15 protein-coding genes are annotated in these 16,849 nt (G+C 34.9%); 12 read left to right on the top strand and 3 right to left on the bottom strand.

Going from position 1 to position 16,849, the window contains the following annotated elements; genetic code table 11:
* Nucleotides 1–6 precede the first annotated feature (6 nt).
* From P9M13_11035 to P9M13_10985, 11 genes are all read left to right on the top strand, one after another.
* Complete coding sequence (locus tag P9M13_11035) at nt 7–903, top strand: polysaccharide deacetylase family protein (GenBank protein MDP8263818.1); 897 nt, start codon at nt 7–9, stop codon at nt 901–903.
* Between the two features lie 13 nt (nt 904–916).
* Nucleotides 917–2,059 carry a glycosyltransferase family 4 protein gene (locus P9M13_11030; GenBank protein ID MDP8263817.1) on the top strand — a complete coding sequence of 381 codons (1,143 nt, stop codon included), beginning with the start codon at nt 917–919 and terminating at the stop codon, nt 2,057–2,059.
* A gap of 15 nt (nt 2,060–2,074) precedes the next feature.
* Nucleotides 2,075–2,875 (top strand): formyl transferase, encoded by an 801-nt coding sequence (locus P9M13_11025; GenBank protein ID MDP8263816.1) that lies wholly within the window; start codon nt 2,075–2,077, stop codon nt 2,873–2,875.
* 4 nt (nt 2,876–2,879) lie between these two features.
* Complete coding sequence (locus P9M13_11020) at nt 2,880–4,058, top strand: glycosyltransferase family 4 protein (protein ID MDP8263815.1); 1,179 nt, start codon at nt 2,880–2,882, stop codon at nt 4,056–4,058.
* 19 nt (nt 4,059–4,077) lie between these two features.
* Nucleotides 4,078–5,040: an SDR family NAD(P)-dependent oxidoreductase gene (locus P9M13_11015; GenBank protein MDP8263814.1), complete on the top strand. Its 963-nt coding sequence runs from the start codon at nt 4,078–4,080 to the stop codon at nt 5,038–5,040.
* A 35-nt stretch (nt 5,041–5,075) separates the two neighbouring features.
* Entirely contained in the window at nt 5,076–5,795 is a 720-nt protein-coding gene (locus tag P9M13_11010) for a PIG-L deacetylase family protein (protein ID MDP8263813.1), read from the top strand.
* Nucleotides 5,796–5,815: 20 nt separating this feature from the next.
* The gene (locus P9M13_11005) at nt 5,816–6,514 is read left to right on the top strand and encodes a WbqC family protein (protein ID MDP8263812.1); all 699 of its coding nucleotides are present in this window, start codon (nt 5,816–5,818) and stop codon (nt 6,512–6,514) included.
* Nucleotides 6,515–6,521: 7 nt separating this feature from the next.
* Nucleotides 6,522–7,562, top strand: a complete 1,041-nt coding sequence (locus tag P9M13_11000; GenBank protein MDP8263811.1) for a DegT/DnrJ/EryC1/StrS family aminotransferase — start codon at nt 6,522–6,524, stop codon at nt 7,560–7,562.
* A 64-nt stretch (nt 7,563–7,626) separates the two neighbouring features.
* Complete coding sequence (locus tag P9M13_10995; protein MDP8263810.1) at nt 7,627–9,069, top strand: response regulator; 1,443 nt, start codon at nt 7,627–7,629, stop codon at nt 9,067–9,069.
* A gap of 10 nt (nt 9,070–9,079) precedes the next feature.
* Nucleotides 9,080–9,706: a signal peptidase I gene (lepB, locus tag P9M13_10990; GenBank protein ID MDP8263809.1), complete on the top strand. Its 627-nt coding sequence runs from the start codon at nt 9,080–9,082 to the stop codon at nt 9,704–9,706.
* 8 nt (nt 9,707–9,714) lie between these two features.
* The gene (locus P9M13_10985; protein MDP8263808.1) at nt 9,715–10,599 is read left to right on the top strand and encodes a class I SAM-dependent methyltransferase; all 885 of its coding nucleotides are present in this window, start codon (nt 9,715–9,717) and stop codon (nt 10,597–10,599) included.
* 8 nt (nt 10,600–10,607) lie between these two features.
* On the opposite strand, the gene P9M13_10980 is transcribed toward P9M13_10985, so the two are convergent.
* The 3 genes from P9M13_10980 to P9M13_10970 form a co-directional block, all read right to left on the bottom strand.
* Complete coding sequence (locus P9M13_10980) at nt 10,608–11,141, bottom strand: prepilin-type N-terminal cleavage/methylation domain-containing protein (protein MDP8263807.1); 534 nt, start codon at nt 11,139–11,141, stop codon at nt 10,608–10,610.
* 864 nt (nt 11,142–12,005) lie between these two features.
* Nucleotides 12,006–15,299: a HEAT repeat domain-containing protein gene (locus tag P9M13_10975; GenBank protein MDP8263806.1), complete on the bottom strand. Its 3,294-nt coding sequence runs from the start codon at nt 15,297–15,299 to the stop codon at nt 12,006–12,008.
* Between the two features lie 217 nt (nt 15,300–15,516).
* On the bottom strand, nt 15,517–15,726 hold the full coding sequence (locus P9M13_10970; GenBank protein ID MDP8263805.1) for a hypothetical protein: 210 nt from the start codon (nt 15,724–15,726) through the stop codon (nt 15,517–15,519).
* A 340-nt stretch (nt 15,727–16,066) separates the two neighbouring features.
* On the opposite strand from P9M13_10970, the gene P9M13_10965 reads away from it, so the two are divergent.
* On the top strand, nt 16,067–16,804 hold the full coding sequence (locus P9M13_10965; protein ID MDP8263804.1) for a PEP-CTERM sorting domain-containing protein: 738 nt from the start codon (nt 16,067–16,069) through the stop codon (nt 16,802–16,804).
* Nucleotides 16,805–16,849 lie beyond the last annotated feature (45 nt).

Here is a 16,849-nt window from a genome sequence, read left to right as displayed (position 1 = left end):
AATTTTATGAAAACAAAAGTTTTTATTAAAAAATGTATTCTTACTATTTTTGCGATATTGGGATATCTATTTTGTATTCCAATATTCGCTCACTTTTTCTGGAACAAAAATACGTGGAGAATCTTGAGGTACCATAGCGTGGGGGATAAAAGAGTCCATGAAACAAACATACAAACACATATTTTTGAAGAACATCTAAAATATTTGCAAGATAACTATACTATTATATCCATCGACGAAGGATGCAAAACCTTATCTGATAATACTATTTTAATAAATCATTCTGTCAGCATAACCTTTGATGATGGATATATGGATAATTATACTTGTGCATACCCCGTCCTCCAAAAATATTCTGTTCCGGCAACAATATTTATTATTTCAGACTATATTGGCACCGAAGACATACTCCACCATGACATAAAAGATATCCGAGAAAATAACTACTTGATGAACTGGAACCAAATAAAAAGTATGGATCCAACAATTATATCTATTGGATCACACACATCATCACATTGTCGATTGTCCACGTGTACTGATACCATCTTTAACGAAGAAATCCTTAAATCAAAGCAAACAATAGAGAATAAACTGAAGCGAAAGACTGTATTCATATCGTATCCTTTTGGAACAAAGTCTGATTTTAATAATAAATGGCCTAAATTCCTGCAAAAAGCAGGCTTTAAAGCCGGTTTTATGGCTCAGTATGGTTGGAACACCAACAGGAGCAATACTTACACTCTCAGGCGAATCGGCGTTGAATCAAGCGATACACTATTTACGCTAAGAGCAAAGCTCAACGGGGCATTAGATCTGTTTTTTTTATGCGCAGAGTCTATGCTGGGAAGAACAATAATACGTACGGGAAACAAACTGTTTGGAACATTGGATTACGAGTAGAAAAGGATATACTATGGCAACATTGTTAATATCTATGGATTTCCCGCCCCATAAGGATGGGATAACAACATTAGCGAAAGAACTTGCTGAACACTTATCACTTGATCATGAGGATACGTTTATTGTTATTGGACCTTCTGCTAAAAATGATTTTAAATATGATCAAACGCATAAATTTAAGATCTATCGTTCGCCATTATATGACTATGGATATATTAAACTCATTCCTCTTTTATTTATTGTACCCTATGTTGTTATAAAACATAAAATAAACAAAATAATAGCAACAAATGTTGGATATGGGGGCTTTATTGCCGTTTTACTTAAGACGTTCTTAAAATTAGATTATATTGTTACCGCACAAGGATATGAATTTATGAAATTTAAAGACAATGTGCTTGTAAGAAAAATATATTCTCATGTTTATAGAAATGCCCACGCAATTGTAACATGCAGCCAATATGTCAAAAAGCTATTACTTGAGTTTGGAGCTAAAAACAATAAGATTATTGTTGTCTACCCTGGGGTAGATACATCATTCTTCAAACCTTTAAAAGTACCGGATGCATTTCTTAATAAATATTCCCTTAAAAACAGAAAAATACTCTTAAGTGTTTCACGCCTCGTGCATCGCAAAGGGCATGATATGGTTTTAGATGCTCTGCCTACGGTCGCTCAAAAGATCCCTGAAATATTGTATATTATAGTAGGCAAAGGCCCTGAGAAAAATAGATTAGAAAAAATTATAAAGAACAAAAAACTTGATCCCTATGTTTTATTTACTGATGAAATATCAAATTCAGATCTTCAATTTTTTTATAATTGCAGTAATGTCTTTATCATGCCAAGTAGGGAAGTTGACAGTGACGGTCATGTAGAGGGGTTTGGCATTGTTTTTATTGAAGCAAACGCTTGTGGAAAACCCGTGATAGGCGGGCGTTCCGGTGGAATCCCGGAGGCTATTGTTAATGGAAAAACGGGATTTTTAGTTGACCCTGAAAACAGTGCAGATATCGCAGATAAAATTACTAATCTATTGTGCAATAATGATCTGTCCTCCGAAATGGGGCAATTTGCTTTACAATATGTCAAAGAGCACTTTTCATGGAATGATTACACGAATGAATTTAAGAAGCTGTTATCTGAAATGAAATAAGAGAAAGATTACTCTATGAACGTTATTCTTTTTACGAGAACGGATCGCCCTTCAGGAGCGCGTGTAGCAGCCCAAATACTTAAAAGCAATCATAGTCTCATTGCAATTATTGCTGAAAAAAGAACAAGTATGCTTACAAAGAAAAAGAATGTTTACTCAGTGATTATTGACTCATTTCATAAATATGGGTCTCTCTTTGTTCTACAGAAAATAGTCGAATACATAAAGATAAAACTACACAGGTATATACGCATATTATGCTTATGCAATAAAACAGCACCATATTATTCAATACAGGAACTCATTTATGATAAGAAGATTCCTTTTTATATTGTAAAAGACCATAATTCCGATAAAACAGCCGATATTATTAAGAAATATATGCCTGATATTATTGTTTTGAGTAATACCAGAATTATAAAAAATAATATTATCGAACTACCACGATACGGCTGCATAAATCTTCATTTGGGAAAACTCCCTAAATATAGAGGCACTGACTCATGTTTTTGGGAAATTTTTAACGGAGAAAATAAAGGCGGGATAACCGTGCATGCAATAGATGCATCATTAGACACGGGTGATATAATTATAGAACAATATATTGATATTAAGCATAATGATAACGAACTGTCTCTTTATAAACGCAAACTACAAATTGGACCACAATTAGTTGTAAAAGCACTCGATTGTATTGAGCATAAATCATGCACCTTCATAAAACAGAATCCCGAAAAAGCTCACACGTATAAGTGGCCAACAATTCATGAAAGAAATTTATTAAAGAAACAACAAAAAGAAAAACGACCTGGTTAACAATATGCCCAATAATAATAAAATAAAGGTGCTTCATATCATAACACGCCTTGTTCATGGAGGAGCACAGGAAAACACTCTTTATACTGTTAAGCTCCTGGACAAGACACGCTACGATGTATCACTTGTCAGTGGACCCTCAGATGGTGATGAAGGATCATTGGAGCATATAATCACAGATGACAATGAAATAGAATTTACCGTAATCAATGAACTTATAAGAAGCCCGGCCCCAATAAAAGATTTCATAGCATTATACAAATTGTTTCATTTGATGAGGAAAAACAAATATGATATAATTCATACACATAGTTCGAAAGCTGGCATATTAGGACGTTTTGCAGCAAAACTTGCTGGAATACCAATAATCATTCATACTCCACACGGGCATATATTTTATGGTTATTTTAGTGCGTTTATAACAAATATATTTATTATTTTTGAAAGAATAACCGCTCTTTTTACAGATAAAATTATAACGCTTACTCATCGGGGAACAGAAGAACATGTTATGATGAACATTGCTCCTGCTGACAAATTTGTTACGATTTATAGCGGTATAAATATAAGAAAAGATCCCTTTAGCATTGATATAAATAAAAAGAAACAGGAATTGAACATTGCTAAAGAAACGCTAGTCATTGGAAATATTGCCCGGCTAGCCGATATAAAAGGACAGAAATATCTTATTGAGGCAATGCCGGAAATATGTAGTAAAGTCCCAAACTGTTGTTTAATTTTAGTAGGGGACGGCCCAGCAAAAAATGAACTTTTACAAGTTGTACACAATTTAGATATAGTTAATAAAGTCCTGTTTTTGGGTTTACGCACTGATATTGCTGAACTAATTTCTATTATGGATATTTTTATCCTGCCTTCTTTAAACGAAGGAATGGGAAAAGTATTGTTGCAATCACAGCATTTAGGAAAACCGATAATAGCAACAGATGTCGGTGGCGTGAGAGAAATTGTGACTAATGGAGTAAATGGCTTTTTAGTTACATCGCGAGATTCAGGTAGCATCGCCCAGAGATCAATAGAGCTTCTTAAGTCTGATGCAATGAGGACAAAAATGGGGGATGCCGGACGCGCTAATGTTGGCGAACGTTTTAGTATTGAGACAATGGTTAAAAACATTGCATCTCTTTATGAAGAACTACTGCATACTAAATTACATAAATAGTAACAGAAAGGATTCATCCATGAAAACTGCGCTTGTAACAGGAGGGGCCGGCTTTATTGGTTCCCATTTAGCAGAAGAACTTTTATTAAAAGGATTTAAAGTCAAAATCATTGATAATTTATCTACAGGATCTCTCAGAAACATAAAAAAAATAAAGACTGAAAAGAACTGCACTTTTATACGCGGGGACATAATGGACGAAAAACTGATGAAAAAAGTTTCCCGTAACGTAGATATTATCTTCCATCTTGCCGCAGCAGTAGGTGTTAAATACATTATAGACAATCCGCTTAAATCAATGATTACCAATGTAAGAGGAACAGAAATTGCTTTAGATTGCGCTGATAAAAATAATGCACTTTTTGTTCTCGCTTCAACATCAGAAGTGTATGGAAAAAATGAAAAAGTATTCTTCTCTGAGGATGACGATAGAATAGAGGGTTCAACAAACATTAGCAGATGGAGTTATGCCTGTGCTAAAGCACTTGATGAGTTTATGACATTTGCTTATCACAGAGAAAAAAAACTTAAGACAATAATTCTTAGATTGTTCAATACCTGCGGTCCGCGCCAATCAGGAAGATATGGAATGGTTATACCGCGATTCGTCACTCAAGCACTGTCAAATGAAACCATTACAGTCTATGGAGATGGAAGGCAAAGACGTTGTTTTGCCTATGTTGGCGATGTTGTTAATGGAATAATGAAATTAGTAAAAAGTAAAGATGCTATCGGTAAAGTCTTTAATATTGGCACAGAAGAGGATAAAAGCATTATTGAACTTGCAAAGAAGATAAAAGAATTAACGAAAAGTAAATCGCACATAAAATTAATTCCTTATAATGAAGCATATAAAATGGGTTTTGAAGATATGCGTTATCGCCGTCCTGATTTAACGCGTATATATACAGCTGTTGGGTATGAATCAAAAACAAATTTAGAGCAGCTGATTCTAAAAGTAATAGATTATTACAAAAAATAAATATATATCAATAATCAATTTAGGGAGAGGTGACTATGAATGTATCAGATGAATTTCTTTCAAAACAACGACTCCTCGTTGTTGCACCACATGCCGATGATGAAACATATGGCTGTGCAGGTACTATTGCTAGGATGAGGTCTCTTGGAGCAGAAGTATATGTTATAGTCTTTTCCGTAGGGAATGTAGCGCACTATGGAGTTGATAAACAAGTAACCGGAGATAAACGATCAAGCGAATTAGATAGTGTTATGAAATATCTCGATGTCACTGATTATGAGATATTGTTTGACGATGACCAGGTGCATTTACGATTAGATGATATCCCCCGGAGAGATTTAATCGCAAAAGTGGAAAAAGATGCTCGAATATCAATTGATAAAGTGAAACCAACAATGATAGCGGTCCCTGCTGTTTCATACAATCAAGACCATGAAGTTGTTTTTAGAGTATGTTTTACCGCATGCAGGCCTCATCTCCCTGAGTATAAACCATTTCAAAATATATTTATTGCATATGATAATCCTGCAATATCGTGGAGTACTGATAGAGAAAAGTTTCATCCTAATTTTTATGTCGATATCAGTAATCACCTCAAGGATAAGTTGCATGCACTTTCACTACATAAATCTCAACTAAGAGCTTCGCCACATCACGGAAGCATAGAAAGTGTTGAACATCTTGCAAATGTAAGAGGGAGAGAAATATCAGTACAAGCGGCCGAAGCGTATATGACATATAGATTTGTCTTATAATGGGGTTGAGAGGCTAAAATATGATACTAGGCATACACCAATTACATTATATTCCGTGGCTGAGATATTTCCACAAGATCGCTCTCAGTGACACGTTTGTCGTCCTGGATGACATTCAATTCAATAAGAATGGTTGGCAAAACAGAAATAAGATTAAATCAAGCACAGGCGAGCTTATTCTCACTATTCCAATATACAATAAATTCCAACAGAACCTTGATGAAGTGCACATAGATAATAAATCAAATTGGAGAAAAAAACATTGGAATACGATCTGTATGAATTATAATAAAGCACCTTATTTTTCCAAATATGAAGGATCTCTTAAATCACTATATGACCGAGAATGGGTAATGCTCAATGACATCAATTACACTATGTTGCACTATTTTCTAAAGGAACTACAGATAGACACAAGACTTTTACTCAGCTCGGAACTAAACATTGGTGAAACAGCAACCGAGCGGCTTATCAATATCTGTAAAAGTCTTGGAGCTGACAATTATTTGACTGGTGCTTACGCACTTGATACGTATCTTGATGAAAAGGCTTTCTCTCAAAACGGTATATCAATGGAAATACAGCAGTGGAATGCCCCTACATACAACCAGTTATATCAAAAAAATGGTTTTTTTAAAGATCTATCAATTTTAGATTTGTTGTTGAACGAAGGTGAAAACGCACGCAATATTTTGCTTAATAACACTATAGAAAAGTGATAAGACTATGATTAATCATAATAAACCAACCATAAGTAAAAATGATATTATCGCTATTAACGATGTACTTAAATCCGGATACATCTCACAAGGAAAAAAAGTAACCGAATTTGAGAGGCTATTCTCAAAAAAACACTTTGATAGATATGCATTAGCAACTAGTTCTGGAACGAGTGCCTTACATCTTGCACTATTATCAAGCAATATACACCCAGGAGATGAAGTAATCATACCTAGTTATGTGTGCACTGCTCTCTTGAATGCAATACACTATGTTGGAGCTACCCCACAGCTCGTAGATATTGATCTAGATGATTTCAACCTCTCTCCGGTAGATGTTAAGAGAAAAATAAATAGAAGAACAAAAGCCATTATAGTGCCTCATCTCTTTGGTCATGCAGCAAAGATAGAGAAACTATCACAATACAGAATTCCTATAATAGAAGATTGTGCTCAATCAATTGGTGCATCTCTCAATAAAAGACCTCTTGGCACTTTCAGTGATGTTTCAATGTTTTCGTTTTATTCAACAAAAGTGATAACATCCGCAGGGGAGGGAGGGATGATTCTCACCAAGAACAAAAAACTATACGAATTTGCCAAAGATATGCGTGATTATGATGAAAAACGAACTTATAAAACCCGGTATAATTACAAAATGACTGATGTCTCAGCATCAATGGGTATTTCACAGTTAAAACAACTAAAGAACTTCATATCCGCGCGACATACTATTGCATCATATTATAATAATAAGTTAAAAAACACCCCTTTATATATAGAGAGGAATACTGATAAATCTAATAACTATTTCAGATATTTAATTCGTATAGAAAGAAAACAAAATGAATTTGTCTTACGGGCAAAAAAAGAGAATATTTGCATAAAAAAACCGATATTTAAACCCCTTCATAAATATTTTAATTTACCAGACAATCATTTTACAAATACAATGAGCGCGTGGAAAACTGTCTATTCTATTCCTATATATCCCACGCTAAAGAAAAAAGAAATTGATAAAATAGTGTCCTTTCTGTTATCATCCTAGGATGTCGACGTATTGGTTTAAAACTTATTTATTTATTTTCTTATTTTCTCTCATATGTGCGCTTTTGGTTACACCATTAATCAGAAAACTTGCACAAGTATTCAACATTTACGACAAGCCTGGGAAAGGGAAAATACATACACGTTCAGTCCCTTTATGGGGTGGAATCGCAGTCTTCATTCCTTTTGTGCTATCTATTGTTCTGACCAGATATTACTCTAATCCACTTAAAGCGATAGTATATGGCAGTTGTGTAGCACTCCTTGTCGGAATTATCGATGATCTCAGAAAAGGGTTGTCTGGAACGATTAAGTTCATCATTCTTGTATTACTAACCATATTATTAGCTCAATTCGGTGTAATACTTAAGATATTCCCAGCTGGTAATATCTTTTTCTATATAGGCAATCTTACTTTAACCATTTTATGGATCGTCGGTGTTACAAGCGCATTTAACGCGATAGATAACATGGACGGCCTTTCTCCCGGTGTGGCATTTATTGCATCATTCTTTTTTACTATTGTTGCGATCCAAACACAACAGTGGTGGTTTGGCATGCTAAGCATTGCTCTTGCGGGAAGTTGCTTAGGGTTTTTAAGATATAATTTCAGGCCAGCAACAATATTCCTTGGTGATGCCGGCAGTTTTTTTATCGGGTTTCTCTTAGGGTCACTTAGTGTAATGGGGGAGTGGAACACAAATCCATTTATTTCTATTACAATACCCGTGTTTATTCTTGGCATACCTATCTTCGATATACTATTTACTGTAATAAGTCGTCATTATCACAAAGTCACTAAAACGTTTCGTGAAGCACTTAAACATTGCGCGCAAGATCATTTATCACATAGACTCGTTGCAATTGGTTTAAAAAAACACCACGCGGTACTTGTTATATATATGCTTGCAATATGCACGGGGATTTGTGCTCTTGTTCTAAGAAACAGTACAAGTATCTTTGATTCAATATTACTCCTCATTCTTGGATCTTCAGTCCTGCTCATTATTCTTGGAATTATGACAATCGGCACAAAGCATCTGAAAGAAAAATATAGAATAAATAAAGATCTAGAAGAGTTAAAACTAAAGTTTGGGATATTGCCTGATAAAACTAACATTTTAGTTGTAGACAATGAAAAGAATATCAGGGATATGATTAAAGATCTTTTTAGCTCTAAAGGATATAATGTTTATGCAGCATCCACCGGAAAGGACGCCCTTAAGGCATTCAATAACACAAATTTTGATTTAGTATTTCTTGATATTGTTTTACCAGGAGGAATAGACGGCATTGACATATTGAGGCAGATTAAAAATATTGATGATATAGTTCCCGTCATAATTATGACGGGACATAGCAATTTAAGAACAGAGATTGACGAGCTGAAATATGATGCTTTTGCTGAGTTAAAAAAACCTTTTGATCTCAATGATCTTGAAGAAATAACAAAACGTGCACTAAAAGATACTACACAGGAATACCTTAAAGTCCTATTTAAAGAATGATATTACTATAATGAATAATAGACTTTCAAATAAAAATGGCGTTATTGCATCTGTAAAGAGTTTCTTCCATAGGCATCCGGTTGTGAAAGAATACACAGAAGCAATTATATACGCATTTATAATCGCAATGTTTGTCAGAACTTTTATTGTTCAAGCATATAAAATTCCAACTGGCTCAATGGAACCAACTTTACATGGGGCAAAAAGCGGTGGAGACAGGATACTCGTTAACAAATTTCTCTATTATTTCAAAAAACCCGAAAGGGGAGACATAATTGTTTTTAAAACAAAAGGAATTCTAGGGCTCGATCAAAATAAGGATTACATCAAACGTCTCGTAGGACTCCCTGGAGATTCAGTTGAAATTATAGATGGCCATCTATACATAAACGGAACCCCATTAGTCACTCCTGATACTTTTAGAACAAACACCTACTACAATGTTGGTTCTCATTCTAATGGATTTGGCAAAGCTGGAGAAAAAGTTTTAATACCTAAAGATCATTATTATGTACTCGGTGATAACAGCGCCAATAGTAGAGATAGCCGCTATTGGGGTTTTGTCCCTGAGAATAATATCAAAGGTAAAGCATTTTTAACGTACTGGCCGCCATCAAGAATCAATATGCTAGAATAAAATACATTATGCTTACTTATATTGCCTACCTCAAAAAATTAAATAATTTTACCCCTACTGTGTACGACATCACTGATGAACATCCTGATGTTAACCCCAAATATTCGCATCGGGCTTATTCAGGGTCAAAATTATATTATGAATGTTATAAGAATATTGCCCATGATGTGAAAGATGGTACTCATCTTCTTGATATTGGCGCATACCCTGGAACTTTTCTCAGGTTATGCAAGGATATCTATTTTAATAAAAAACAAATGCACCTTACAGGAACCGGATTAATTTTACCTGAAGACGAGGAAAATTATCGCAGTAAAGCAAGAAAGTTCAAAAATATTAAATGTATCCAATCCGATTTAGGGTTTAAAGATTATTTTCTTAGCGAAGGAATTGATTTTATATCATGCGAGCTTGATTATTGCTTTAATAAGGAAAATGACAATGCGTTCAATGAACGCTTTGATATCGTTACCTGCATGGAAGTTATTGAACATCTACATACTCCTTACAAGCTAATCAATACTATTAAGTCATGTTTAAAGCCAGGCGGCGTATGTTTTCTGGAAACTAATAATGTACATAATATTAATGGTATAATTAAATTGCTATTTAGCAGGAAATCAAATCTCGACCCTGAACTTGTAGAGAGATACATCCCGGATGGCTACACCACAAAGAGACCGCATATACGATTTTATTCTATTCATGAAATTTGCTATTTACTAAAAAAAGCAGGATTTATAATAGAGAAATCTTATAGTTTCAACTGGGACATTCCACCTCAAATAATATCTAGCTTGAAAAATATACTGTCACTTAGTACAAGAAATATCTTTCCACTACTATTTGCTGGCAAGAGAACACATATTGCCATAAAAGCACGTAAGAAATAAATGTTATTTTATTGCCTTTCCCACGTTACATGACCATCAGTATACAGTACATTTACGCCATGGGAATGCGGATAGTATTCTAGGGCAGAACCGTCCTTAAACCCACTTCGACAGCTAAAGATATAAACTTTTGATGGGGGAGTATTCGTTTCTTGAGCAACCATATCTGCATTAGTGGGATGATCATCATTAAAGAGACTGTTATAATAATAATATGAATCGAGTGCTGTTTTTGATGAGCCATTTGTGCATTTAAAAATATCGTCATTATTAGTATCAATAAAAAAACCTAATGCATGCCTAATACCTACATACGCATTATCAGGCTGATTGTTATCAATATAGGGGTATATACCATCATATTCTTGCGCATAAATCTCAACAGCAGTGTATAGATTCTTAAGCTGAGACTGACATTTTAATTGCTTAGCTTTATCCATAGATTTCTTAAGACCAGGCAATAGCAGGGCAAATAATATAACAATAATAGATAGGACTATCATTAATTCTACGAGTGTAAAAGCTTTGTTAGTAGATTTCATAAAGCAATTATAGAAGGCAAGTCTATGAATAACAAGAAAAATATGAATCAGTAGAGCTCAAATCCTGAGAACTAATTTTTGCAGCAAGAATTTTATCCCCACAATACACATCTTTCTCTAATTCTCAACGTCGTATAATACATCTTATGTCAAGTACGCAATGCGGCAATTAGATTTCTATCCTACTGTGTTTACGTATCTTATGATTGCATATGAATAACTTGTGGATAAGTTGTGGTAATAACTTGTATTGAGCTTCTTTTACTCCCTACTATAGATCTATATGATTATGGAAATTAAATTCATTAGAAATATTTGAGATATCTACTATTTGAAATAGACAAAATACTGTTTTAAAACTGTAAAGACTGCTTCCCCGATTACTTAAATATTTGGCCTCTAGAATGCCCTATAAACCATTTTCTTTAACAAGAATAGTTATCTATTGGGATATGTAATGCCTATTTATTACACACATTATTAAGTGTTAATTTGGAATACTATTTTAGCGGGATTAGAAGGAATTTGGATGTTTTTACAAATTTGAATGGATTTATGAATTCATTGTTAATATATGATTTGTTATTCACATAAATCTTAAAATTATATTTTTTTATTCTATAAGTATACGAGATACGATAATAAATCGCTTTTTGGATTTTTCGCAGAGACACATTTTTGCTAAATCAGACATGAAAAAATCATTCATTTTACCGGTTTCTCAATTTTTTACTTTTTACTTTTGAATTTTAAGTTTTTCATGTCTTCCCTACCAATAAAAATGACTGCGCCGAAATAGAGCAGTCATTTTTATTAAATTAATTATTGGGTGTTCTAGGATAATGTCATCATTCTTGAAACGAATTATGCAGCTATTAACATCACCCTCAAAGAATTAACATTTTGTTGCAATCCCTTCGGCATTGTCTCTATCGGCGGAACAGAAATCAATCCTACAGCAACATTATCCGTTGGCTTTATGCCCAATGTTTCTAAGGCAGAAAGAAATTCAGTTGCTAGATCACCGCCTAGCCCTTTGGCTAACTGCTCAAATGTTATCGAGCTAAAGTCTAATCCATTTTCTACCGCTATCCTGTGCGCCATTATCGCTAGTTCCGCCACATCTATTAACGTGCCTATATCTCTATATGCCTGATTACCTTCTACATCTTCTTTCCCTTTTATGGTCTTTATCTTTGCCTTTATTACAGGTATGACATTTTTTATGCCCGCTATTACTTCTTTTAATTGATTCTGCTCATATACAGAATCTATAAACGCTAAATCTACCTCTTTAAATACAGGATTCCCATTATAAACCTTTTTATTTGCGTATGCTACCAATGCCTTTCCATATGTCCCTATTTCAGGCATCTTCTTCATCTCTGTTAATTCTTCCTCTGTAATATATCCTACTAGTATATCAGTGAATTTTCCCATGAGCTTATTGCGCTGATCTTCTGTCCACACATAGCCTTTCTTACCCACCAGCATAACCTTTGCATTCCTTTTCTTTGCACTAATTGCCTTTATCTCATCTTCACAACCTATCATATTATCCGGATCTACTGTCACGCATATCATTGATGGATTCTGGGCCTTTGTCGCTTCTCTCATATCCGTAATTGTCTTATTAATTGTTACGAAACCCTTTTCCTTTGCTTCAAAATCTCTCAACGCTTTTATATTCGCTATTTCTTCTCTTATCTCTTGGGCCTCTTTACTTAACGTAACAATATCTGATAAAACCGCGTCGCGTTCACTCTTCATCTCCCCTTTTATTATCACGTGATTTGGATCATCAAGAATATGATGCAGTAATTCATGCAGTTCTATTCTTGCCACTATTTTTGGATTTGAGTTCCTTACCATATCACTAGGAAGGTATACACATCCATACTTAACTCCCGCATGAGAAATGACCTTTTTCCCTACCGTATAACCTTTTAAATACCGTATTGCAAGCGGCCTATCTCCCTCATCCGTCTTTACATTCGCACCGGCTAATATAGCTTTTATCTCGCTTATAATCTTACCTACAGTCATACCATCGGGAAGTTTGTTAACATTAATAAATTCTTTTATCACCTTCGGGGTAAGCAAATCTCTAACCGATTTATCAACATGCTCTATTCCTAATACTAATTTAGGATCTACTATTACTGAGCTATCGGCTATTATATGACCTTTTTTGCTTTGAAGTCTAAATCCTTTAATTTCTTTAGCCCCACAATCTTTTTGTAAATATCCAGATTCCATTTTAGCTATAATATCCTCTTTCGGTTCTGCCTCTTCCATACCTGCAAGTACCAGGTTTCTACTAGTGAGACCGCGCGCGCTAATTGCCCTTTCAAGTGTTTCCATGTCATTACCCAATGTCTTCTGAGCAGCCTCGCGGACAGCTTGGGATTCATTAGGATTATTTAAGATATCAGTAAGGGACTTAGTTACATCTGCGTCTACTATTTTACCTAATAATGCTATTGAAGTGATGCGGATATCATCATCATATTCTTCTTCTACATTGCTTGCAATTCTCAGGATGAGAGTTTTAGCCTTTTCAGTTTTTACTCCTAGTTTGACTAATGCCATTGCCGCATCATTGAGAACATATTCCTCCTCTTCATCATTTTTCAGGACTTTGGTAATAGCGGCTATAATTTCTTCATTTCTGTTTCCTATATCTCCCAACGCTCTCACTATAACGCCCCAGACAGCGCCATCTTCGTCATATAAGTATTTGAGAAGAGGCTTTGCAGCATTTTGAGCTTTGAGTTCACCAAGTGCGGCTGCTGTAGCTTCGAGAGTGTCTTTTTGTTCATCCTTCTCCAAGGCGTCAAATAAAAGCTTAACTACACTTTTATCTCCTATTTTACCTAATGCTTCTATAGCAAATTCGCGCATATTTAGGTTTTCGTCAGAATTCACGATATCACTGAGAGATTTTATTGCTCTTTGATCTCCGAGCTCACCCAATGCTTCTACTACAGTTATGCGAAAATACTCGTCTTCAGCAGGATCTTTTGCAATATCAATAAGGGGTTTAACGGCTCTTCTATCTTTGAGCTTACCTAATATTTCTGCTGCAGATTCGCGTTGAAATGGACTTCTAGTTCCATTGCTATTACTCAAAACATCAATCATTGGCTCGGTTGCAGATGTCCCAATTTTAACTATGCCTGCTACAGTGATATGATGAACGTACTCATTTTTATTATTTAGGGCTTGAATAGGACCTTCCATAGCTATATTTAATAAGATATTTTCCACCATAACAGGTGTTTTACTTTGTTGCACATCCGCCAAGACTCCGATAGAAGCCACCTCTGCATCTATAGGCGGACCAATATCTATACTGTCAGGCATTGCCACAACAGACGAAACAATCCCCCCAAGAGCCAGCAACATTACCAGAAATATTGAGATGGATTTAAATCCATCTCGTTTAATAATGCACCCTTTTCCAGATTTTACCAACTCCCTCTTCGCTTCTTCTAAAATCTTAGCTGTCACCGGATCAGCATTTACGCTTTTCCTCCATAAGTTACCTAGGGCTAATAAATCTTCCCCCTCATCTACGCTATGTAGACTAACCAGGTATTTTCTTTCATCAATAGCAAGCTCTATTACTTCTTTAAGAGCTACTTTAGTTTCTTTTTCAAACTTTTCCCAATTTTCAGTAATATTAGAAATGTCCAATCTAATAATAAGTACATAATGTTTACCTTTAATTTTTAATGGAACTGCTATGAAATCTGATTTTTCTCGAGTATTAAAATCTTCTAAAGCAACTGATCTATTAAGGAGTACTTTTATCTCAAATTCGCTGTCGGCAACTGCTTTATCAACTTTATCAAGATCCTCATCACTAATTTCATCTGTCTCTATGGCTTTAGTATAGGCCGAGAGAAGAAGATGAGATATAGTTTTTAATAGCTCGGTCATTTTTGCTAAATTTAGAAATAATTCCTGCTCTTCTTTTTCATCAATCTTAGATGGTGGTTGAAGTGTTCTTTTAGTAATCTCATTTCTGGTAGAATTAATTAATTGATTGGGTGTTGCAAAAACAATGTTTTGGCAAAGGAAAGAGGCTGCTACCAGACATATAACAACCTTACCCAAAAAATTATGACGTTTTTTCTTCGTGTAATTGTTCACAATTATACCCACCCTTCAAAACAAGAATTTAAAAAGGCATATCTTGTTGCATTTCCGTGTAACTCACGTATTTACTGTAATATACACTATAAAAGTTGTTTTGTCAAGGGTCGGTGAAAAGTTGTGTCAACCCAAAGTTAAAATGTCCGGTTTTTAATTAACTAGCTGCAACTGTCCTTTCCCTTTTCTTTGGTACCTTTTATCATGCATTCTCTTTTTATATGGGTGACTCATTGGTGGAATATACCTCTTCTACCGTTATTTTCTTAGCTTTTGTCACACTTGTTATCTGATATAGCTTACTGTTATAAATAGTCATTACGAATTGTACGCTGTGTTTTGATGCATAAATACCTATCAAGATCCATTGCCGGGATCGTCCCTTCATACTCATAAAACTTGCCATATACTCTGCCGGTTGCATCATCTATAAATCCCAGTACTTCTCTCGATATATCTTCCTCACCTTTTTCTTGACCTCTTCCGGATTGGCATTATGTGAGGCTCTGCCTTGCGACTGGTGTATTACCCTCCCCCCTCTCTCTGCCACGTTTTTTCTCTACTAATAAGCCATTCTATTGCAATAAGTTACAACTGCACATAAATTATCAAAATGAATGTGTGCCCAAAATAGGCCCTTTTTGCATTAATTTTCATGTGTTATATCTGCAATTACTTGTTCACCCAGTTTTTATTGACAAAAATAGGTATCTGCAGTAATCTGGTTTCATAAAATTAAAATCCTTTAATAATTAAAAGGAGATTAAATGAAAAAGATCATTTTTGTGCTATGCGTATTTATTGCTTTTAGCGTTAGTTCGGTTGTTTATGGAGTGACTATTACAGATGATTTTGAGGATTATGACACAGGTGATTTAATTGTTCAAAGCGGCGGAGGTTCGAATTGGAATGGTGCTTGGCAAAATGGAATGGGCGGGAATGCCTCTTGGGATTGCGTGGATGAAACAGGTCAGCAATACGGACAGTTTGCTAGTGGTGATGATAGTGTTATTTATAGGAAATTCAGCCAAGCGCTGAATGACATTACAACTTTTACTTTTGTTCTTAGGCTTGAGACTGCACCATCTACTGATGCAGCTGCCGGTGAATTTACGATTTGGTCTGATGGTGATGGTAAAGCTATAAGACTTGGTTTTTATGATGATGGTGGAACCCTGGAAATACGTGATTTTGTCAGTAATAATCAAATAAGAACTGTAAGTGTTAGTACAGCTTATACTATTACTATAACTAATGTTGATTTTAATGGTGATACATATGGTGCAAATGCAGGCACAGGCGTAGTAGCATGCCAATTTGCTAACGATGTTAATAATTTTATAGACCTTGGTTTTGCTATAAATACTAATGGTGGAGTGACCCAGATAGATGATATTAATATCACAGGTGTTCCTGAACCGTCAACATACGCCCTATTTGGGATAGGGCTTTTTGGATTGATTGTCGGGTGGATGAGAAGAAGAGCTATAAGCCGTAAGGCGTAAGCTGTAAGCAGAAGATAAAAAGATATATAAAGGGCCTTGGTAGAA

The organism is Candidatus Ancaeobacter aquaticus (assembly GCA_030765405.1).
Taxonomy (GTDB): domain Bacteria; phylum Auribacterota; class Ancaeobacteria; order Ancaeobacterales; family Ancaeobacteraceae; genus Ancaeobacter; species Ancaeobacter aquaticus.
The sequence above is the reverse complement of the archived record's forward strand: the minus strand, read 5'-3'. Positions and strand labels throughout refer to the sequence as shown.